Origin of the sequence: Streptomyces sp. NPDC047108 (genome assembly GCF_040643575.1) — a bacterium.
Classification (GTDB): domain Bacteria; phylum Actinomycetota; class Actinomycetes; order Streptomycetales; family Streptomycetaceae; genus Streptomyces.
Genome location: NZ_JBEYUP010000001.1, coordinates 808,959 through 828,590 on the forward strand (window position 1 = coordinate 808,959; position 19,632 = coordinate 828,590).

The 19,632-nt window shown below is 69.9% G+C and carries 17 protein-coding genes and 1 tRNA gene; 16 read left to right on the top strand and 2 right to left on the bottom strand.

Annotated features, from left to right (window positions below; translation table 11 throughout):
- Positions 1-17 precede the first annotated feature (17 nt).
- From ABZ822_RS03565 to ABZ822_RS03605, 9 genes are all read left to right on the top strand, one after another.
- Complete coding sequence (locus tag ABZ822_RS03565) at positions 18-2,246, top strand: cell division protein FtsK (protein ID WP_360846295.1); 2,229 nt, start codon at positions 18-20, stop codon at positions 2,244-2,246.
- 141 nt (positions 2,247-2,387) lie between these two features.
- Entirely contained in the window at positions 2,388-2,663 is a 276-nt protein-coding gene (locus ABZ822_RS03570) for a hypothetical protein (protein WP_360846297.1), read from the top strand.
- A complete protein-coding gene (locus ABZ822_RS03575) occupies positions 2,660-2,854 on the top strand; it encodes a hypothetical protein (protein ID WP_360846299.1) in 195 nt (64 codons plus the stop codon). Before ABZ822_RS03570 ends, ABZ822_RS03575 begins: the two co-directional genes overlap by 4 nt.
- A gap of 13 nt (positions 2,855-2,867) precedes the next feature.
- The gene (locus ABZ822_RS03580; protein WP_360846301.1) at positions 2,868-3,473 is read left to right on the top strand and encodes a hypothetical protein; all 606 of its coding nucleotides are present in this window, start codon (positions 2,868-2,870) and stop codon (positions 3,471-3,473) included.
- A gap of 20 nt (positions 3,474-3,493) precedes the next feature.
- Complete coding sequence (locus tag ABZ822_RS03585) at positions 3,494-3,778, top strand: hypothetical protein (RefSeq protein WP_360846303.1); 285 nt, start codon at positions 3,494-3,496, stop codon at positions 3,776-3,778.
- 83 nt (positions 3,779-3,861) lie between these two features.
- Positions 3,862-4,779, top strand: a complete 918-nt coding sequence (locus ABZ822_RS03590; protein WP_360846305.1) for a bifunctional DNA primase/polymerase — start codon at positions 3,862-3,864, stop codon at positions 4,777-4,779.
- Positions 4,780-4,951: 172 nt separating this feature from the next.
- Complete coding sequence (locus ABZ822_RS03595) at positions 4,952-6,481, top strand: YfjI family protein (protein WP_360847016.1); 1,530 nt, start codon at positions 4,952-4,954, stop codon at positions 6,479-6,481.
- 315 nt (positions 6,482-6,796) lie between these two features.
- Positions 6,797-6,988, top strand: coding sequence for a helix-turn-helix domain-containing protein (locus ABZ822_RS03600; RefSeq protein WP_101400676.1), 192 nt, complete (start codon positions 6,797-6,799; stop codon positions 6,986-6,988).
- The gene (locus ABZ822_RS03605; RefSeq protein WP_360846307.1) at positions 6,985-8,427 is read left to right on the top strand and encodes a tyrosine-type recombinase/integrase; all 1,443 of its coding nucleotides are present in this window, start codon (positions 6,985-6,987) and stop codon (positions 8,425-8,427) included. The genes ABZ822_RS03600 and ABZ822_RS03605 overlap by 4 nt, the downstream gene beginning before the upstream one ends.
- A 16-nt stretch (positions 8,428-8,443) precedes the next feature.
- Here the strand turns inward: ABZ822_RS03605 and ABZ822_RS03610 are convergent, their stop codons facing one another.
- Both ABZ822_RS03610 and ABZ822_RS03615 read right to left on the bottom strand, forming a co-directional pair.
- The gene (locus ABZ822_RS03610) at positions 8,444-9,604 is read right to left on the bottom strand and encodes an ATP-binding protein (RefSeq protein WP_360846310.1); all 1,161 of its coding nucleotides are present in this window, start codon (positions 9,602-9,604) and stop codon (positions 8,444-8,446) included.
- Between the two features lie 134 nt (positions 9,605-9,738).
- Positions 9,739-9,810: transfer RNA gene (locus ABZ822_RS03615), tRNA-Arg, on the bottom strand.
- A 160-nt stretch (positions 9,811-9,970) separates the two neighbouring features.
- Between ABZ822_RS03615 and ABZ822_RS03620 the strand changes: the two genes are divergently transcribed.
- The 7 genes from ABZ822_RS03620 (at position 9,971) to rho (ending at position 19,367) form a co-directional block, all read left to right on the top strand.
- The gene (locus ABZ822_RS03620) at positions 9,971-10,429 is read left to right on the top strand and encodes a response regulator (RefSeq protein WP_360846312.1); all 459 of its coding nucleotides are present in this window, start codon (positions 9,971-9,973) and stop codon (positions 10,427-10,429) included.
- A gap of 201 nt (positions 10,430-10,630) precedes the next feature.
- Positions 10,631-11,863, top strand: a complete 1,233-nt coding sequence (nrtL, locus tag ABZ822_RS03625; protein WP_360846314.1) for an ArgS-related anticodon-binding protein NrtL — start codon at positions 10,631-10,633, stop codon at positions 11,861-11,863.
- A 27-nt stretch (positions 11,864-11,890) separates the two neighbouring features.
- Complete coding sequence (gene lysA / locus ABZ822_RS03630; protein ID WP_360846316.1) at positions 11,891-13,282, top strand: diaminopimelate decarboxylase; 1,392 nt, start codon at positions 11,891-11,893, stop codon at positions 13,280-13,282.
- Between the two features lie 160 nt (positions 13,283-13,442).
- On the top strand, positions 13,443-14,735 hold the full coding sequence (locus ABZ822_RS03635; protein ID WP_360846318.1) for a homoserine dehydrogenase: 1,293 nt from the start codon (positions 13,443-13,445) through the stop codon (positions 14,733-14,735).
- A 14-nt stretch (positions 14,736-14,749) separates the two neighbouring features.
- Complete coding sequence (thrC, locus tag ABZ822_RS03640) at positions 14,750-15,835, top strand: threonine synthase (RefSeq protein ID WP_360846320.1); 1,086 nt, start codon at positions 14,750-14,752, stop codon at positions 15,833-15,835.
- A gap of 272 nt (positions 15,836-16,107) precedes the next feature.
- Positions 16,108-17,022, top strand: a complete 915-nt coding sequence (gene thrB / locus ABZ822_RS03645; RefSeq protein ID WP_360846322.1) for a homoserine kinase — start codon at positions 16,108-16,110, stop codon at positions 17,020-17,022.
- Between the two features lie 338 nt (positions 17,023-17,360).
- On the top strand, positions 17,361-19,367 hold the full coding sequence (gene rho / locus ABZ822_RS03650; protein ID WP_360846324.1) for a transcription termination factor Rho: 2,007 nt from the start codon (positions 17,361-17,363) through the stop codon (positions 19,365-19,367).
- Positions 19,368-19,632 lie beyond the last annotated feature (265 nt).

Below are 19,632 nucleotides of genomic sequence, written 5' to 3' on the forward strand. Positions count from 1 at the left end.
CTTGGAAGGGACCTTCAGTGAAGCACCCCGACGACGAGAACGAACTCTTCAACCGACTCGAAGCCGACATGGCAGCCGACTCCGGGGGCGAGGTAGTCGACCTCGACAAGGCACGGTCGGCCCGTGACCAGTCGGCCGACCCGACTACCCGACCCGACTCCGACCCGGCGGCCGACTCCGCGCCGGACCGGTCGGCTGCCGAGTCGGACGATCCGACCGCCCGCCGGTTGGTCGACCTTCCGGCCCGCAAGGCGACCGGTCCGGGCTACCTCGGTCGGCTGCTCGCCGCGCAGCGCCGTCCGGTCGTTCCGCTGTGGCTGAAGTCCGTGGCGGAGCTGAAGACCGCCACCGGCTGGGTGGCACGCCACTACGCGCACTCGGTCGGCTATCACGCGCTGCGCTCCCCGGTCTACGCCGCGCGGCTGACCCTTCAGGCGCCGTCCGGTGCGGCCAAGTTTGTGGGCGGCACGCTGCGCTGGATGACCGATCGCGAGGGCGATCCGGTCCGGCTCGCCGCCGTGCGGCGTGAGGACGCTGCCGAGTACCTGAAGCTGTCGCGGCAGCGCGACGGACGGGTCCGGCTGCGCACCCTCGTGACCGTGCTGGCGATGTTCGTCGGGCTCGGCTCCGCGCTCGCCATCTATGTGCTCGCCCCCGACTGGCTTCAGGCCGTCTCGGTCGGCGCGGTCGTGATGGCGCTCGGGTTCGCCGGCCGCAAGGCGGACGACCCTGTCATCCACCGCGCGGTGGAGCTCCCGAAGGCGGTCAAGCTCACCAGTGACATCGTGCTGCGGGCGCTCGGCTCGCTCGGCATCCCCGCCATCAACCAGGCGCAGGGCAAGGGCCGCGACGGCTTCGAGTTCACCGCCCCGATCACCCGCGATGGCCCGGGCTGGCGGGCGGAGGGCAACCTCCCGTACGGAGTGACGGTCACGGACGTCATCGAGCGGCGCGACCGGCTCGCTTCCGGTCTGCGCCGGCCGCTGGGCTGCGTGTGGCCCGAGGCGGTACCGAACGAGCACACCGGGCACCTGGTGCTGTGGGTCGGCGATCAGGACATGTCGACCTCCCGCAAGCCCAAGTGGCCGCTGCTGACCAGCGGTTCGGTGAACCTGTTCAAGCCCGTCGCCTACGGCACTGACCAGCGCGGACGGTGGGTCGAGGTCACCCTGATGTACATCGCGGGCATCATCGGTGCGATCCCGCGCATGGGCAAGACGTTCCTGCTCCGTCTCCTGCTGCTGATCGCCGCGTTGGACCCGCGGGCGGAGCTGCACACGTACGACATGAAGGGCACCGGCGACCTTGACCCGGTCGGCAACGCCGTTTCGCACCGGCACGCCGCGGGCGACGATGACGACGCCATCGAGTACGCGCTGAACGACTTCCGGGCGCTGCGCGAGGAACTGCGTCGCCGGACCAAGGTGATCCGCTCTCTTCCGCGCGACATCTGCCCGGAGTCCAAGGTGACCAGCGAACTCGCCGACAAGCGCTCCCTCGGGCTGCACCCCATCGTGATCGGGGTGGACGAGTGCCAGGTGCTGTTCGAGCACCCCAAGCACAAGGACGAGTTCGAGGAGATCGCCACCGACCTGGTCAAGCGCGGTCCGGCCACAGGCATCGTGCTGCTGCTCGCCACCCAGCGCCCCGACGCGAAGGCGCTGCCCACCGGGATTTCTGCGAACGCGTCGGCCCGTTGGTGCCTGAAGGTCATGGGCCAGCTGGAGAACGACATGGTGCTCGGCACGTCCGCCTACAAGCGCGGCGTGCGGGCAACCATGTTCGCCTGGGGCGACAAGGGCATCCACTACTTCGTGGGCGAAGGCTCCGACGCGCGGATCGTGGGCTCGGTCTACGTCGACGGTCCCGGCGCCGACAGCATCGCCGCCCGCGCTCGCAAGGCCCGTGAACAGGCCGGACTGCTGTCCGGGCACGCGCTCGGGGAAGAGCCGGAGACGGACGCGAGCACCGGCTACGACCTGCTCGCCGACATCCTCGCCGTCGTCCCCGCCAAGGAGACCAAGGCGTGGTCCGAGACCGTCGTCGCACGGCTCGCCGAACTGCGCCCCGAGGTCTACGACGGATGGGACTCCGACGCACTCGCCGCGGCCCTGAAGCCCCGTGGCGTCTCCACGGTCCAGGTGGGGCGCCGCATCGAGGGCAAGTTCACCAACAAGCGGGGCATCGACCGCTCCCACGTCACCGCAGCGATTGCGGAGCGTGACGGAAAGCGGGACGCGGGCTGAGCCTTGGGGGCCGCTATCGATAGCGCCACACCCCGCTATCGATAGCGGCCCCGATAGCACCCCAAACCCGCCCTGATCAGGCCGCTAGCGCATAGCGGCCCACCTGCGGAAACCCCTGAAACCCGCCTGGAAGGGCGCTTCATGACCTTCACCCTGCTCGCTATCACCCTGCTCATTGGCGTGACTCTGTGTTACGTCGCTGTGTGTGCCGCCTCGCCGTTCGGCAACTGCCGCAAGTGCCGCGGCATGGGCCACGCCCTCAAGACCAACCGCAAGGGACAGCTCAAGCGCGGCAAGGACTGCCGCCGCTGCCACGCCACCGGCAAGCGCATACGCGTCGGCCGCTGGCTCTACAACCGCTGGGCCCGCATCTACCGCGCGGGCACCGACACCCCGCGCCCGGAGGGCTCGCGATGACCCTGACCATCTCCGCCGTGCTGCTCTTCGGCATCGCCTCCGTCATCGCCGTCAAGACCCGAGCCGCCAACGCGGGCGCTGCGGTGCTGCTGTTCCTGTTCGGCTTCTTCACCGCCGGGACCGGCGCCTACGGCCCGATTCACGACCTGGTCGCGTCCTTCGCCCGGTTCCTGTCCCAGCTCGGCAACTGACCGGAGGAATCCCGTGAACGAACCCATCGTCGCCCGGCACTGGCTCGCGATCGCCGCGCCCAAGGCCGCGCCCGCCATCGCCACAACGACCGTGCTCGCACTGGCCCGGATCTGGAACACCAACGGTGCCGAACACTCCGTCGGCAACGCCGTGTTGATGGGGTCCTTGTCCCTCGGGGCCGCCGCTGCGGGCGTGGCCGCGGGCAACAGCACCGGCGACTCCGTACTCGTGGGGACCGCGTTCGCCGCGTCCGGCGCGCTCGCCTTCGCCGGGGTCGCCGGATACGCCGACGGGCTCTCACTGCCTCTGCTGCTGTGGTCGCTCGCCACCGCCGGCGCCTACGGCCTCGCCGCCCGCTACTGGCGCCACGACCGCCGCGAGACCGTTGCGTACGAGCGACAGACGAGCGAGCGGCGCGAGGAGTACGCGCACGTCGAGCGCGTCGAAACCCTCCGTGCCACGACACAGATCGAGGTCGCACGCACCGGATCCGCCTACGCCGAACAGCTCGCACAGGCGCTCGTCATCCGCTCCACGCTCCCCGGCTTCGACCCCAAGGCGCTGGAGACCGCAGGCCTGCCCGAACTCCCCTCCGTCGGCAGCCCCACTCAGCACTGACACGAAGGAAGGCAACCGCCATGGCACGCAGCACCATCGCCCGCCGCGCCACCCAGTACACCCACATCGACGACCGTCGCAGCGGCGGAATCCGGCTGACCGCACACGAGGCCGCCGCCTCCATCCGCAGCGCCCGCAAGCAGCCCAGCAACGTCGTAGACGCCGTGCACGTTTACGCCACCACCGCCTACGACGGCACGCCGTTGCACGTCGGCTACGTCCACTACACGCCCGGCTACTGGACCGGCGTCAACGAGGTCATCAACGTCTACGAGATCCCCACCGACGCCCTGACCGACCTCTAGATGCGGCTGGGGCGGTCGCCTCTCGCCAAAGACCGCGACCGCCCCGGTTCTCCGTCCCTTCGACAGAACAGGAGACCTCCAGCATGACACCTGACCGCAAGACCCCGCGCCCCCGCGCCACAAGCCACCAGGACGGCAGTCATCTGCGCACCGCGCTGCACCTGGCCACCGTCGGTGTGCCGGTGCTGCCGCTGCGCGACGGGAAGGTGCCGTTCGGCAACTGCCGTGCGTGCGCCAAGAACGCATGCGGCGGGCGGCCGAACATGAAGCGCGCGGGCGCCTGCCGGTGCCCCGCGCCCTGCCACGCGTGGGCCGCTGCCACCACCGACCGGAGCGTCGTCAGCTCTCCTTTGTGGGTGGCGGCATGGGAGCGGGCCGTCTGTGTCGGCTACCACCCCGGAGGGGCGGGGCTGACCGTGGTCGACCTCGACAACCCGGCGGCCGTCGCCTGGGCCCGCGACACCCTGCCCCCTACCCGAACCGTGGCGACGACGCGCGGTGAGCACTGGGTCTACCGGGGCGTCATGGGGTCGCACAACGCGGTGCGGCCGGGCGTCGACATCAAGTCCCTGATGTCGTACGCCCGTTGGCTCGGTCCGGGCGTCGGCCGCGTGGCCGATCTGCCGTCGGTGTTCCGCGACCTGGTGGTGAAGGAAGAGACCACCCCCGCCCGCGGGGAGGTGGTCTCTTCCCTCCCCGAGCGCGCCACCTGGGACCGGACGGTTGCCACTGGATGCCGCCACACCGACGGCTACGTCCGCACCGGCCTGGAACGCGGCCTCACCCTCGTGCGCTCCCGCGTCGAATCCGGTGCCGGATCACAGGCGTTCGGCGCGGCCCGGTTCCTCGCCGCACAGCACACCGGCTGCCCTGGACCGTGCGGATTGGATGTGATCGGGGCAGAGATCGTGGCCGCGGCCGTCTCGGTCGGTGTCCCCGAGCCCTACGCCCGCCGCGCGGTCGCGAACGGCCTCAGCGCGGCCGAGAGGGGCGCCGCATGACCTACAAGCCCTTCAATTCCCTGAAACCGCCTCAGAACGCCACACAGGCCGCACTGCGGGTCACCGTAGGCGACCGAAGGAACGTCGCCGAAGGCGTCCGCACTGCACTTGGCTCTGACCCGCACACTGGCGATCCCACCGAAGGGAGGGCAGCCTCATGACCGCACAGCCTATGGACAGCACCGACCTGTGGGCCGGACTGCCCACCCTCGACGAGCCACCCGCACCCGTGTGGGACGCCCCCGTGCCCCTCGCAGGACCGCGCAAGCTCGCCCCCTTCCCCACCGCCTCGCTTCCGGGGTGGCTGCGGGAGTTCGTGGCCGCGGTCGCCGAGGAGACACAGACCCCCGTCGACCTCGCCGGATGCATCGCCCTGTCCGTGCTCGCCACCGCGGCCGGCGGCAGGGCAGTGGTGCAGGTACGCGGACACTGGCGCGAGCCCACCAACCTCTACGTCGTCGTCTCGCTGCCGCCCGCCAACCGGAAGTCCGCCGTGTTCGGTCTGCTCACCGACCCGCTGTACGAGGCGGAGCAGCAACTGCGCACGCTGACCCAACCGGCCATCGTGGAAGCCGAGATGACCGCCCGCCTCGCCAAGGAGGCAGCCGACAAGGCCACCGCCAAGGCGGCATCGGCGAGCGCGGACGAGCGGGACGACCTGGTCTCCACGGCGATCGCGCTGGCACAGACCGCGGACAGCGTCAGCGTGCCGGCCAAACCGCAGTTGCTCGCCGACGACACCACCGCCGAGACCGTCACCTCCCGTATGGCCGAGCAGGGAGGTCGGATCTCCGTCATGTCCGCGGAGGGCGACATCTTCGACATCATCGCCGGACGCTACTCCGGCAAGCCCAACATGGGCGTCTTCCTCAAAGGCCACGCAGGTGACCGCCTCAAGGTCGACCGGCAGACCCGAGAGGAATACATCGAACACCCCGCCCTCACCATGGGGTTGTGCGTGCAGCCACAGGTCTTGGACGACATCGGACGCCAGGACGGGTTCAAGGGCCGCGGCCTGCTCGGCAGGTTCCTCTACTCGGTTCCTGAGTCGCTGGTCGGCCGCCGCAAGATCGAGCCGGACCCCATCCCCGAGCAAGTGATGGAGACCTACCGGCGCCACGTCCTCGACCTGACGCTGTTCCTCGCCGAGTGGACCGATCCGGCCCTCGTCCAGCTCACCCCGGAGGCCGTCGCCGCCCTCAAAGCCTTTCAGGCGCGGGTGGAACCGATGCTGGAAGCCCGCGGCGGCATCATGGGCCAGATCGGCGATTGGGGCGGAAAGTTGGTCGGCGCCACCGCGCGCATGGCGGCTCTGCTGCACCTCGCCGAACATCTCACCAAGGGGCACATGGTGCCCGTGGCGGAAGCGACCATGCGCGACGCGATCGCGCTGGCGGAGTACTTCATCAGCCACAGCCTCGCTGCGTTCGACTCCATGGGCGCTGACCGCATCGTCGAGCGCGCCCGCACCGTGCTGGAAGTGCTCCACGCCCACGGGTGGCGTGAGGTCAGCAAGCGGGACTTGATGGTCAAGCTCTCCCGCTCCGAGTTCCGCACCGCCAACGACCTTGATCCGGTGCTGGCCCTGCTGGAAGACCACGGGTACGTGCGCGCCCAAGCCGTCCAGCGCAGCGGAGGACGCGGTCGGCCGCCCTCTCCTCGCTACCTGATCCACCCCCGCCTGACCGACCCGACCGCCTGACCCCCGCCACAGAAACCACAGAATCACAGAAATAGGCCCGGCAAGCCCCTGACCAGCATGGACACCGCTGTCAGGGGCTTGCGGAGGCTGCCACAGAAACCAACCGAGAAGCCACAGAAATAGCCCGCCACCGGCCCCCGCCGGTCCGGCCACCTATTTCTGTGGAACTTCCCGCGATTTCTGTGGCAGTCCCCACTGTGCGGCATCACCGCAGGTCAGCCCATCAATCCAGGGTTTTTGTGGTTTTCGTGGTTTCTGTGGCGGCTCTCGGCTGGTCTCACCACCTTCCCTTGCCCTCTCGCCCAAGGAGGAGTCGTGGCCAAGCCCCGCGACGAGATGCTGACCATCCCCGAAGTGATCGAAGAGATAGGCGTACCGCGAGCGACCTTCTACCGCTGGCGGCAGTACAAGAAGGGCCCGAAGTCCATCAAGCTCCCGAACGGCGCGGTGCGAATCCGTCGGTCTGAACTGAGTCGGTGGCTCCAGACGCTGGAGGAGAGCGCGTGACGAAAGACACCGACAACGGGGCCGAGCAGAACAACCGCCCGGCCCTGGACGGGTTTTCGCTCGATGTGCGCCTGTGGAAAGTGGCCAAGGCGCAGAGCAAGACCCGTCCCTACCAACTCCGGTGGAAAGTCGGAGGAAGGGTCAGTAGCGCCACCTTCGCCACGGTGGCTCTCGCAGAGAGCCGCAGATCTGAACTGTGGCAGGCAATGCGCCGCGGCGAGGCATTCCGCATCGCCGACGGTCTGCCTGAATCCGAGGTGCGGGCCGAAGCCACTGTGGAACAAGTCCGTGAGGAACTTCCCTGGTTCGCATTCTGCCGCGAGTACATGGCGATGCGCTGGCCGACCGCTGCGGCAAAGACCCGCGAGGGAATCGCCGACGGGCTCGCAGCGGTAACGCTGGCCCTGGTGGAGCAGGAACAGAAGATGCCGTCACCGGAAGAGCTGCGCCTTGCCTTCCGATGGGCGGTCATTCCCAAGAACGCCGAACTTGACCCGCCGGAGGAACTTGAAGACGCCTACGGATGGATCTCCAAGAAATCGCTTCTCGTCTCCTCGCTGGAAGACCCGAAGATTCTCCGCGCTGTTCAGTATCGGATCTCCTTCAAACTGGACGGCACTCCCGCGGCGGGGGAGACCTCCCGTCGTCGTCGGCGCGCGCTCAACACAGCGGTTGAATACGCCATCGAGCGCAAGCTTCTGACGGAGAACCCACTCACCGTCCTCAAGAAGGTGAAGAGTTCCTCATCAGACCGTGTGGACCCCCGTGTTCTTGTGAACAAGACGCAGGCTGCTCAACTCCTCGCGTCGGTCTCGTACGTCGGGACATGGGACCGCAAGAAGGGCCGGCGCCTGGTGGGCTTCTACGCGGTCATGTACTTCGCGGGGCTCCGGCCGAGTGAGGCTGTGGGTCTCAGGAAGGCTGATTGCTTCCTTCCGGAAAAGGGGTGGGGCGTTCTGACGCTCCATGCCACGCACCCCGTGTCGGGCAAGCAATGGACAGACAGCGGAGAGCGCCACGACAAGCGCGGCCTGAAGTCGAGAGGGGCCAAGGATGACCGACCGGTTCCCGTCCCCCCGCCGCTTGTGGCCATGCTCCGCGCCCACCTGGATGAGTTTGGCACGGCCAAGGATGGACGGCTCTTCACGAACGAGAGGGGCGGTCTCGTGGGCAGCAGCACCTATTGGCGCGTGTGGCGGGACGCTCGGGAGTACGCGTTCTCGCCGGACCTGCAGGCGTCCATTCTCGGGGGGCGGCCGTACGACCTGCGGCACACGTGCATCACGACGTGGCTGAACGCTGGCGTGCCCGTGGCTGAGGTCGCCCGCCGAGTCGGCAACTCGCCAGAGGTGATCCATCGCGTCTATGAGGGGTGCATCTACGGCCAAGAAGAAGCCATGAACAGGAAGATTGAAGAAGAGTTGGACTGGCCGGTCTGAGTACCCGCTCTGCCATCTACTCCGGAACCTGGCCGCGTCTCAGCAGGGCGCGGCCAGCCGCCAACGTGGAGTGGATGGCGGGAGCGGTAATAGGAATGGATCCCTCACCTCGGCGGCGCACAATGCTGATGAAAGCGCCCTCCACTTGGCCGTCTACTACGGCGCCGTGTACCAAGAAAGGCTTCAGTTCCTCAGGCTGCGGGGGGACGTGGACGAACACGATGCCCTTTCCGTCAGCTTCATGGCACTCAATATCCAAGAGGTCAGGTGGTGGGTAGAGGTGGTGCTCCAGGGCGCTCTGGTACCGGCGCAGCGTTCTACCGTCGACGGGGACAGGATGAATGCTATGAATAAGCTCTCCGCCCGGGACTTTCTTCCCCTTCATGCCGACCACAACAATTCCGCCGTGCTCGGCGTTAGTAAACCTTGAGATGGACTGCGCGAGGGAAATCTTGCCTTGTGTCGAGTCCAGGTCATAGTGGCTGCTCTTCACGTCGAGCCAAGACCCCTCAGGCTGTCCCACGAGGACGTCTGCATGTCCTGCCCTGAGGAGGTCCAACGTGGTCTCACGTGTGAGGTGGCCGCTTGCGAGGGCATCGAGTAGAGCAATCGCCCCACGGCCGATCTCGTACAGATCTTCCGCGGTTCTCATGCGAAGGTTGCATTCGATGTAAAAGTCCCACACCCAGGGAGATGCCGCTTGGCTGCCAACCATTTCTACTTTCTGCAGCACGGCCTTGCGGCGGTCGAGGTAGGGGCGGAGGGCGGATCGGTAGAGCTCCTCTGGTGAACCTTCGTCGTCGTCCTCGTGCGCCTTGGTGACTACCTGGACGCGCACGAACAGTCTGCCCTGATGCTCACCAAAGCTCACTGGGCCGGACGGGCTGTATTCGTCGTCGAATTCGTCGTAGTCGCCTTCTACGACGTACACCTCATCGCGGTAGCCCAGGCCGCTCGCCAGGGCTGTCCGGAAGTCCGTTGCCTTGATGGATGTCAGCTCTGCTACGTGGAGGGTGAAGCCCACGTCGCGGTAGACCCTCTTCGTCTCCCCGAAAATCAGGCTCTCGTTCTGCCTGTCGTAGCGGATGGTCCTCTGCAACGAAACCCCTCCCAGCGGCGGTTGGTGGCGGCAGTCGCGCGCTGGGCCGTCAGGCGGCGCGTACAGCAGCTTCCCCACTGACCTCTATCGCAGCTCTATCGCAACTGGCGCGTACCAACGACAAAGAGCGGGACCCAGTGAGACTGGTTCCCGCTCTTTCCTGTCGACATCCGCCCTGGTCACGTACCAGAATTGATAGGTGGTTGGGCGAGTGCCCCCGGCAGGATTCGAACCTGCGCACACGGCTCCGGAGGCCGTTGCTCTATCCCCTGAGCTACGGGGGCGACACGTCGCGTTGCGGCGACGGGTAGAACACTACCAGCTCCGCAGGGGTGCCCATGAACAGGGTTTTCCGGGCGGTCACGCGTCCTGTGGGGTCCCCCGCAGGTGTCGGAAGTGGGCAAAACCCGGACGCAGCCGGAGTCCTCGACCTACTCTCGGGTTGTGCCTGGCTCGACGGGTCGGGTCCTTGTCGTCGACGACAACAAGGTCATCCGGCGGCTGATCAGGGTCAATCTCGAACTCGAGGGGTTCGAGGTCGTGACCGCGGCCGATGGTGCCGAGTGCCTGGAGATCGTGCAGCGCGTCCGGCCCCATGTCATCACTCTCGATGTCGTCATGCCCCGACTGGACGGACTGCGTACCGCGGCCCGGCTCCATGCCGATCCGAATACGCGCCACATCCCCGTCGCGATCGTCAGCGCCTGTACCCAACTCGAGCTCGACAGCGGGCAGTCCGTCGGTGTCGCCGCGTTCCTGGCCAAGCCGTTCGAGCCCGCCGATCTCGTACGGCTCGTGCGGCGGCTCGCCGGGCGTACGGCCGCCGGCGCACCCGACTCGTGCCTCCGCGGGCCCGACGGCGGGGGAGGCGGCCCCAAGCCCGCCGTCCGTCCGGCCGGCTGAGCCAGGGCACAGAGGCGGACTCCGGGCCGCGCAGCCGGGGCCCTCCGGCAGCAGGGCCATCTCCGCCCCCGCCACGCCGCCCGCCGCGGCCGTTCATCCGCCCCCGTCCGCACCCCGCGTACCCCCTACGCTCCCCCTGCGCCTCCACCGCCGGGGAAACCTGTTCGCGGACGCACTCCCCACCTCCCATACGCTGGTCACGTGACCCCCGCCGAGCTCTCCCGCACCGTGCTCCGCACCGTGCGTCGTGCCGTCGAGGCTGGTGAGCTGCGTGCGCCGGTCCCGGCGCGCGTCGTCGTGCGGCGGCCGCCGCGGCCCGGTTGCGGGGACTACGCGACGAACGTCGCCCTGCAGCTCGCCCCTCACGCGGGCCGTCCGCCGCGTCAGGTCGCCGAGATCCTCCGGGCCCGGATCCAGGAGACCGCCGGAGTCGCCCGGGTCGAGATCGCCGAGCCCGGCTTCCTCAACATCACGCTCGAGCGCGGCGGTCACAGCGCGGTCGTCCAGGACGTCCTGGCCGCCGGTTCCTTCTACGGTCACCGGCAGGGATACGCGTACGGGTCCGAGCACCAAGACCCGGACCAGGACCCGGACCAGGACATCTCCGCTCCCGCTGCCGTCGAGCTGCGCTTCGCCCCCGACATCCGCGCCGCCCTCACCGCCGACGCCCTCGCGCGCATCCTCCGTACCCAGGGCGCCACCGACGTCCGCCTCCTCTGCGGCGGCGAGCCCGATCCCCTCTGGGTCCACGCCCTGGGGATCAACACACGGGAGATCAACGCACGGGAGATCAGCGCCCTGCGCGGTGCCCCCGCCGCAAGCGCCGGCCGCATCCGCCCCGTCCCCGCCCCCCACCCCGCCGCCGAGCTGCTGCGGACCCTCGGGCCCGACGCCACGCGCTGGGCGCTGCTGCGGCCCGCCGCCCACGACCACCCGCGTACCGACCCCGCCGGGCTCCTCGCCCAGCGCGAGTCCAACCCCCTCTTCCGGGTCCAGTACGCTCACGCCCGCGCCTGCGCTTCCCTGCGCAACGCCGCCGACCTGGGCATCACCCCCGACCCGTCGGCAACCGACCCCGCGAGCGGCGATCCCGCACACAGCGACGCCGCACACAGGGACGCCGCACACGGCGATCCCGCTGCGCCCCCCGTCGGCCCCACCCCCGACGGCGCCCACCCCGCCGCCCTCCTCGCCGAGTACCCCGGCGTCCTCGCCTCCGCCGCCCGCCTCCGCGCGCCCGACCGGCTCGCGCGGCACCTCGAGGCGACGGCCGACGCGTTCCTGCGCCACCAGGCGCATCACCCCGTCCTCCCTCGCGGTGACGAGAAACCCGAGGCCGCCCACCGAGCCCGCGCCGCCCTCGCCCAGGCTGCCGGGACGGTGCTCGCAGGCGGCCTGCACCTGCTCGGCATCACCGCGCCCGCACACCTCTGACGAGGATCCGAGGAGACAAGAAGACCCATGAGCCGCTCCGCCCACCCCGCCGGCCCCCGCCACGCCGACGTGCTGCCCGAGGGCCACTACACCGCACCGCCCGCCGACCTCAACGCGCTGGACCCGCGGGTGTGGTCCCGTACGGTCGCGCGTGACGCCGACGGCGTCGTCACCGTCGGCGGCCGTGACGTCAAGCAGCTCGCCGAGGAGTTCGGCACCCCCGCCTACATCCTGGACGAGGACGACTTCCGCGCCCGCTGCCGCGCCTGGCGCCAGGCGTTCGGGGACGGCGCCGACGTCTTCTACGCGGGAAAGGCGTTCCTCTCCCGCGCCGTCGTCCGCTGGCTGCACGAGGAGGGCCTCAACCTCGACGTCTGCTCGGGCGGCGAGCTCGCCACCGCGCTCGCCGCGGGCATGCCCGCCGAGCGCATCGCCCTGCACGGCAACAACAAGAGCACCGAGGAGATCCGGCGCGCCGTCGAGGAGGGCGTCGGACGGATCGTCCTCGATTCGTTCCAGGAGATCGTCCGCGTCGCGCACATCGCCGGGCAGCTCGGCCGGCGCCAGCGCGTGCAGATCCGCGTCACGGTCGGCGTCGAGGCGCACACCCACGAGTTCATCGCGACCGCGCACGAGGACCAGAAGTTCGGCGTCCCGCTGGCGAACGGCCAGGCGGCCGAGGCCGTACGGCGCGTGCTCGGCCTGGAGAGCCTCGAACTCGTCGGGATCCACTCGCACATCGGCTCCCAGATCTTCGACACCTCCGGCTTCGAGGTCGCGGCCCACCGCGTCGTCGGGCTGCTGAAGCAGGTGCGCGACGAGCACGGGGTCGAGCTGCCGGAGATCGACCTCGGCGGCGGCCTCGGCATCGCGTACACCTCGGAGGACGACCCGCGCGAGCCGCACGAGATCGCCAAGGCCCTCGGCGAGATCGTCACCCGCGAGTGCGAGTCCGCCGGGCTGACCGTGCCGCGGATCTCGGTGGAGCCGGGCCGCGCGATCGTCGGCCCGACCGCGTTCACGCTGTACGAGGTCGGCACCGTCAAGCCGCTGCCGGGCCTGCGGACGTACGTGAGCGTGGACGGCGGCATGTCCGACAACATCCGCACGGCCCTCTACGACGCCGAGTACAGCGTCGCCCTCGTCTCCCGCCGCTCCGACGCCGAGCCCATGCGCGCCCGTGTCGTCGGCAAGCACTGCGAGTCCGGCGACATCGTCGTACGGGACGCGTTCCTGCCCGCCGACGTGGCGGCCGGTGACCTGATCGCGGTGCCCGCGACCGGCGCCTACTGCCGTTCCATGGCGAGCAATTACAACCATGCGCTGCGTCCGCCGGTGGTCGCGGTCGACGACGGCGAGGCGCGGGTGATCGTGCGGCGCGAGACGGAGGAGGACCTGCTGCGCCTGGACGTCGGGTGAGCCCGGGCGGAACGGGCTCCAGGAGCGGGTGAGCGCGGGGGCGCAGCGGAGGCCGGAACCAGATTCCGGGATGTGAGTCTCGGATTCTGGAACGGGGATAGAAAGTCCGGTCCGGTGAGTGAGACTGGTTCAGCACCTATAGGCAGGGAAGTGAGGTCGGATGATGCGTACGCGTCCGCTGAAGGTGGCGCTGCTGGGCTGTGGAGTGGTCGGCTCAGAGGTGGCGCGCCTCATGACGACGCACGCGGACGACCTCGCGGCACGCGTCGGCGCCCCGGTGGAGCTGGCGGGGATCGCCGTACGCCGCCCCGGCCGGGAGCGTGAGGGCGTGCCCTCCGAACTGGTCACGACCGATGCCACCGCGCTGGTCAAGCGCGGCGACATCGACGTGGTGATCGAGGTCATCGGCGGGCTGGAGCCGGCCCGCTCCCTCATCACCACCGCTTTCGCGTACGGCGCGAGCGTCGTCACCGCGAACAAGGCGCTGCTCGCCGAGGACGGCGCGGCCCTGCACGCCGCCGCCGAACAGCACGGCGCGGACCTCTACTACGAGGCGGCCGTCGCCGGCGCCATCCCGCTGGTGCGGCCGCTGCGCGAGTCGCTCGCGGGCGACAAGGTCAACCGCGTGCTCGGCATCGTCAACGGCACCACCAACTACGTCCTCGACAAGATGGACACGAGCGGCGCCGGTTACAGCGAGGCGATCGACGAGGCCACCGCCCTCGGGTACGCCGAGGCCGACCCGACCGCCGACGTCGAGGGCTTCGACGCCGCCGCCAAGGCGGCGATCCTCGCCGGCATCGCCTTCCACACCCGCGTGACCATCGAGGACGTGCACCGCGAGGGCATCACCGAGGTCTCCACAGCGGACATCGTCTCCGCGAAACGCATGGGCTGTACGGTCAAGCTGCTGGCGATCTGCGAGCGCGCCGCCGACGGGCGTTCGGTCACCGCGCGCGTGCACCCCGCGATGATTCCGCTGACGCACCCGCTCGCCTCCGTGCGCGAGGCGTACAACGCGGTGTTCGTCGAGGCGGACGCCGCCGGCCGGCTGATGTTCTACGGTCCGGGCGCCGGCGGTGCGCCGACCGCGTCCGCCGTCCTCGGCGACCTCGTCGCCGTCTGCCGTAACAAGGTGGGCGAGACGACGGGTCCGGGCGAATCGGCCTACACCCAGCTGCCGGTCGGCCACATGGGCGAGGTCGTCACGCGCTACCACATCAGCCTCGACGTGGCCGACAAGCCGGGTGTGCTCGCCCAGGTGTCCACGGTCTTCGCCGAGCACCACGTGTCCATCGACACCGTCCGCCAGCAGGGCAAGGACGGGGAGGCCTCGCTCGTGGTCGTCACCCACCGGGCGCCGGACGCCGCCCTCTCGGCGGTCGTCGAGGCGCTGCGGCAGCTCGACACCGTGCGCGACGTCGCCAGCATCATGCGGGTCGAAGGGGAATAGGGAGTCAAGGAACCATGCCTGCAATCGTCGACCGGCCCACCGGCACCCACCAGTGGCGCGGCATCATCGAGGAGTACCGCGACCGGCTCCCGGTGACCCCGAAGACGCCGGTCGTCACGCTCCGTGAGGGCGGTACGCCGCTGGTGCCCGCCCAGGTCCTCTCCGAGCGCACCGGCTGCGAGGTCCACCTCAAGGTCGAGGGCGCCAACCCCACGGGGTCCTTCAAGGACCGCGGCATGACGATGGCCATCACGCATGCCAAGGAGGAGGGCGCGCAGGCCGTCATCTGCGCCTCCACGGGCAACACCTCCGCCTCGGCCGCCGCCTACGCGGTGCGGGCCGGGATGGTCTGCGCCGTGCTGGTGCCGCAGGGGAAGATCGCGCTGGGCAAGATGGGCCAGGCGCTGGTCTACGGGGCGCGCATCCTGCAGGTCGACGGGAACTTCGACGACTGCCTGACCCTGGCCCGCGGTCTGTCGGAGAAGTACCCGGTGGCGCTGGTCAACTCGGTCAACCCGTACCGCATCGAGGGCCAGAAGACCGCGTCGTTCGAGATCGTCGACGCGCTCGGCGACGCTCCCGACATCCACGTCCTGCCGGTGGGCAACGCGGGCAACATCACCGCGTACTGGCGCGGCTACCGCGAGTACGCGGAGAGCGGCGACTCCACGCGGCGCCCGCGGATGTGGGGCTTCCAGGCGTCGGGCGCCGCCCCGATCGTGCGGGGCGCCCCGGTCAAGGAGCCGGCCACCATCGCGACCGCGATCCGGATCGGCAATCCGGCGTCCTGGGCGCAGGCCGAGCAGGCGCGGGACGAGTCGGGCGGGTTCATCGACGAGGTGACGGATCGTCAAATCCTGTCGGCGTACCGCCTGCTGGCCTCGCAGGAGGGCGTCTTCGTCGAGCCGGCCTCGGCGGCGAGCGTCGCCGGGCTGCTGAAGGCGGCCGAACAGGGCAAGGTCGACCCGGGCCAGCGCATCGTCTGCACGGTCACCGGCAACGGCCTGAAGGACCCGGACTGGGCGGTGGCCGGTGCGCCGCAGCCCGTCACCGTGCCGGTGGACGCGGACGCCGCGGCCGAACGGCTGGGCCTGGCATGACGGCCGGTGGACGGGGCTCGTGGACGGGGAGAGACCACCGGTGACGGCTGAAACGCACCGGGGAAGCACGGGACACCGCGCGACACGCTTCGTGCGCCTCCCGTGCGCCCTATGTCGGAGAGGAACCTTCCTTCGATAGGCTGGAGGCCGAACCCCGCCCCGCCGCAGCCTTTCCGCCCTGGATGCGCGCTGCTGACGCCGGGCCAGGGGATGCGTCCCGGGGACGCCCAGGGGCAGTTCTGAAGATCCACACCAAGGAGAGTCATCGAGCGATGGCCGGTCCCGCCTTCCGCGCCGCCGCCGTCAGGGTGCGCACCCCCGCCACCAGCGCCAATCTCGGCCCGGGCTTCGACGCCTTCGGCCTCGGTCTGGGGCTCTACGACGACGTGGTCGTCCGGGTGGCCGACTCCGGCCTGCATGTCGACATCGCGGGTGAGGGGTCGGACACCCTCCCGCGCGACGAGAGCCACCTGCTCGTACGGTCCCTGCGGACGGCGTTCGACCTGCTCGGAGGGCAGCCGCGCGGTCTGGAGGTGGTCTGCGCCAACCGCATTCCGCACGGCCGCGGTCTGGGCTCCTCGTCCGCCGCCATCTGTGCCGGGATCACCGCGGCCCGCGCGGTGACCATAGGCGGGGCCGAGAAGCTCGACGACGTCGCGCTCCTCGAACTGGCCACCGAGATCGAGGGACATCCCGACAACGTCGCCGCCTGCCTGATGGGCGGATTCACGGTGGCGTGGACCGAGGCGGGCGCGGCGCGCGCCATCAGGATGGAACCGGCGGACTCCATCGTGCCGGTGGTTTTCGTGCCCGCGAAGCCGGTCCTCACGGAGACCGCGCGCGGCCTTCTGCCGCGTACGGTCCCGCACGTGGACGCGGCGGCGAACGCGGGCCGGTCCGCACTGCTCGTCGAGGCGCTGACCAGGCGGCCCGAGCTGCTGTTCGCCGCGACCGAGGACCGTATCCACCAGGAGTACCGGGCCCCGGCGATGCCCGAGAGCGCGGCCCTGGTCGGCAGGCTGCGGGCGGACGGTGTCCCCGCGGTCATCTCCGGTGCGGGGCCCACGGTGCTCGCGCTGGCCGAGGACAGTGCGGCCGACAAGGTCGCACAACTGGCGGGCGAAGGATGGGCCGCCAACCGTCTGACGCTCGACATGGCAGGCGCGAGTGTTCTGCCGCTGTCATGACACACGATTGCCGGTCTTGGAGAGGGGGAATGTTTGTTGGATCCGGTAGTGTTAACCTCATGTCTGCACCCGACACCTGCATGGTGCGGTGCTCACTGTCCCCCTGTCGGGACGACCTTCTTCCGGGAGCCTCCCAAACTGCCTGAGCAGCCTGCCTGAGCAGATTTCGAGCACGCTCCGGAAATCGGCGCCAAGAGCGCCGGAGCCATCAATTGTTCTCTCCGCCGTACCGGCGGACCACCGCACCGGCCCGGTCCGCACACCAGGACCGACAGCCGGACAGCACAACCGGTCGCCGAGCCAGACAGGCCGACGCCCGCTCCAGGGAAGGACCCTTCGTGAGCGACACCACCGATCTGATGGGCGTGACTGCCGACAACACGGTCGGCGCTGCCTCCGCGCCCGCCACGGACGCTGCCGCGCCTGCCGCCGGTGCTGCCACTGGTACGACCTCGCGGCGACGCCGCTCCGGCACCGGGCTCGAGGGCATGGTCCTGGCCGAGCTCCAGCAGGTCGCCTCCGGCCTCGGCATCAAGGGCACCGCGCGGATGCGCAAGAGCCAGCTGATCGAGGTCATCAAGGAGAAGCAGGCTGGAGGCGGAGCTTCCGGCAAGGGGGGCGACGCTCCCGCCGCCGAGGCCGAGACCAAGCCGAAGCGCCGTGCCACCTCCCGGGCCCGTACGGGCGACTCCAAGGCCGAGGCCCCTGCGGACGCCCCCGACGGGAAGGCGTCGTCGCAGCAGATCGAGATCCCCGGCCAGCCGAGCGACGAGCAGCCGGCCGGTGAGCGCCGCCGCCGTCGCGCGACCGCGCAGGCCGGCAGCCCCGACACTGCCGAGGCCGGTACCGACACCAAGGTCGAGGCCAAGACGGACACCAAGGCCGACACCGCCGTGGACACGGCCGAGGGCCGCGGCAAGGGCGGCGGCGACCGCCAGGACCGCGGCCAGGGTGGCCAGGGCGGCGGTCAGGGCCAGAAGGGCGACCGCCGTGAGCGCGGCCGTCGCGGCAAGGGCGGCGACGACGGTCAGGGCGGCGGCGGTGGAAACCGCCAGCAGCGCGACGGCCGTGGCCAGGGCGGCAGCCAGGGCCAGCAGGACGACGACGACTTCGAGGGCGGGCGGCGTGGACGCCGCGGCCGCTACCGCGACCGCCGGGGCCGCCGCGGCCGCGACGAGTTCGGCGGCGAGCCGCAGGTTTCCGAGGACGACGTTCTGATCCCCGTTGCGGGCATTCTGGACATTCTTGACAACTACGCCTTTATTCGGACGTCCGGCTACCTCCCGGGCCCCAACGACGTGTACGTGTCGCTGGCCCAGGTCCGTAAGAACGGTCTGCGCAAGGGCGACCACGTCACCGGCGCGGTCCGCCAGCCCAAGGAGGGCGAGCGCCGCGAGAAGTTCAACGCGCTGGTCCGCCTGGACTCCGTCAACGGCATGGCGCCCGAAACCGGCCGCGGACGGCCGGAGTTCAACAAGCTGACGCCGCTGTACCCGCAGGAGCGGCTGCGCCTGGAGAACGAGCCGGGCGCGCTGACCACGCGGATCATCGACATGGTCGCGCCCATCGGCAAGGGCCAGCGTGGTCTGATCGTCTCGCCGCCCAAGGCCGGCAAGACCATGATCATGCAGTCGATCGCCAACGCGATCACGCACAACAACCCCGAGTGCCACCTCATGGTCGTCCTCGTCGACGAGCGGCCCGAAGAGGTCACCGACATGCAGCGGTCGGTGAAGGGCGAGGTCATCTCCTCGACCTTCGACCGTCCGGCCGAGGACCACACCACCGTCGCCGAGCTCGCCATCGAGCGGGCCAAGCGCCTGGTGGAGCTGGGCCACGACGTGGTCGTGCTGCTGGACTCCATCACCCGTCTGGGCCGCGCGTACAACCTCGCGGCGCCCGCCTCCGGACGCATCCTGTCCGGTGGTGTCGACTCCACCGCGCTCTACCCGCCGAAGCGCTTCTTCGGTGCCGCGCGGAACATCGAGGACGGCGGCTCGCTGACGATCCTGGCCACCGCGCTGGTCGAGACCGGCTCGCGCATGGACGAGGTGATCTTCGAGGAGTTCAAGGGCACCGGCAACATGGAGCTCAAGCTCGACCGGAAGCTCGCCGACAAGCGCATCTTCCCGGCCGTGGACGTGGACGCCTCCGGCACCCGCAAGGAGGAGATCCTCCTCGGCGGCGAAGAGCTGGGTGTGGTCTGGAAGCTCCGCCGGGTGCTGCACGCGCTCGACTCGCAGCAGGCCATCGAGCTGCTGCTGGACAAGATGAAGCAGACCAAGTCCAACGCCGAGTTCCTGCTGCAGATCCAGAAGACGACGCCGGCGCCGAACGGCGACTGACCCCGGCACGAACGGCGACTCACGCCCCGGTCGGCAGCAGACCGGCCGTACCGTCAGGGCCCTTCCGTCACCGCCGATTTGCGGTGACGGAAGGGCCCTGTGGCATGTACCGATCGGCTCAGCCGAAGGTTGGGGCCCCGCTGCTGAGCAGTGGGGGCACTTCTCGGATTCATCAACGTGGCCGTCACGGGCCGCTTTTCGTGCTGCACGCGTGCGGGCGCGGGCCGCTGCTCTGTGACGCCCGCGGCAGGCCCAAGTCGCTTTC

Bases quoted from the DNA above. Each gene is read 5' to 3' on its own strand.
- ABZ822_RS03570 (WP_360846297.1), top strand. From the start codon at position 2,388: ATGACCTTCACCCTGCTCGCTATCACCCTGCTCATTGGCGTGACTCTG.
- ABZ822_RS03575 (WP_360846299.1), top strand. From the start codon at position 2,660: ATGACCCTGACCATCTCCGCCGTGCTGCTCTTCGGCATCGCCTCCGTC.
- ABZ822_RS03585 (WP_360846303.1), top strand. From the start codon at position 3,494: ATGGCACGCAGCACCATCGCCCGCCGCGCCACCCAGTACACCCACATC.
- ABZ822_RS03590 (WP_360846305.1), top strand. From the start codon at position 3,862: ATGACACCTGACCGCAAGACCCCGCGCCCCCGCGCCACAAGCCACCAG.
- ABZ822_RS03595 (WP_360847016.1), top strand. From the start codon at position 4,952: ATGGACAGCACCGACCTGTGGGCCGGACTGCCCACCCTCGACGAGCCA.
- lysA (WP_360846316.1), top strand. From the start codon at position 11,891: ATGAGCCGCTCCGCCCACCCCGCCGGCCCCCGCCACGCCGACGTGCTG.
- ABZ822_RS03635 (WP_360846318.1), top strand. From the start codon at position 13,443: ATGATGCGTACGCGTCCGCTGAAGGTGGCGCTGCTGGGCTGTGGAGTG.
- thrC (WP_360846320.1), top strand. From the start codon at position 14,750: ATGCCTGCAATCGTCGACCGGCCCACCGGCACCCACCAGTGGCGCGGC.
- thrB (WP_360846322.1), top strand. From the start codon at position 16,108: ATGGCCGGTCCCGCCTTCCGCGCCGCCGCCGTCAGGGTGCGCACCCCC.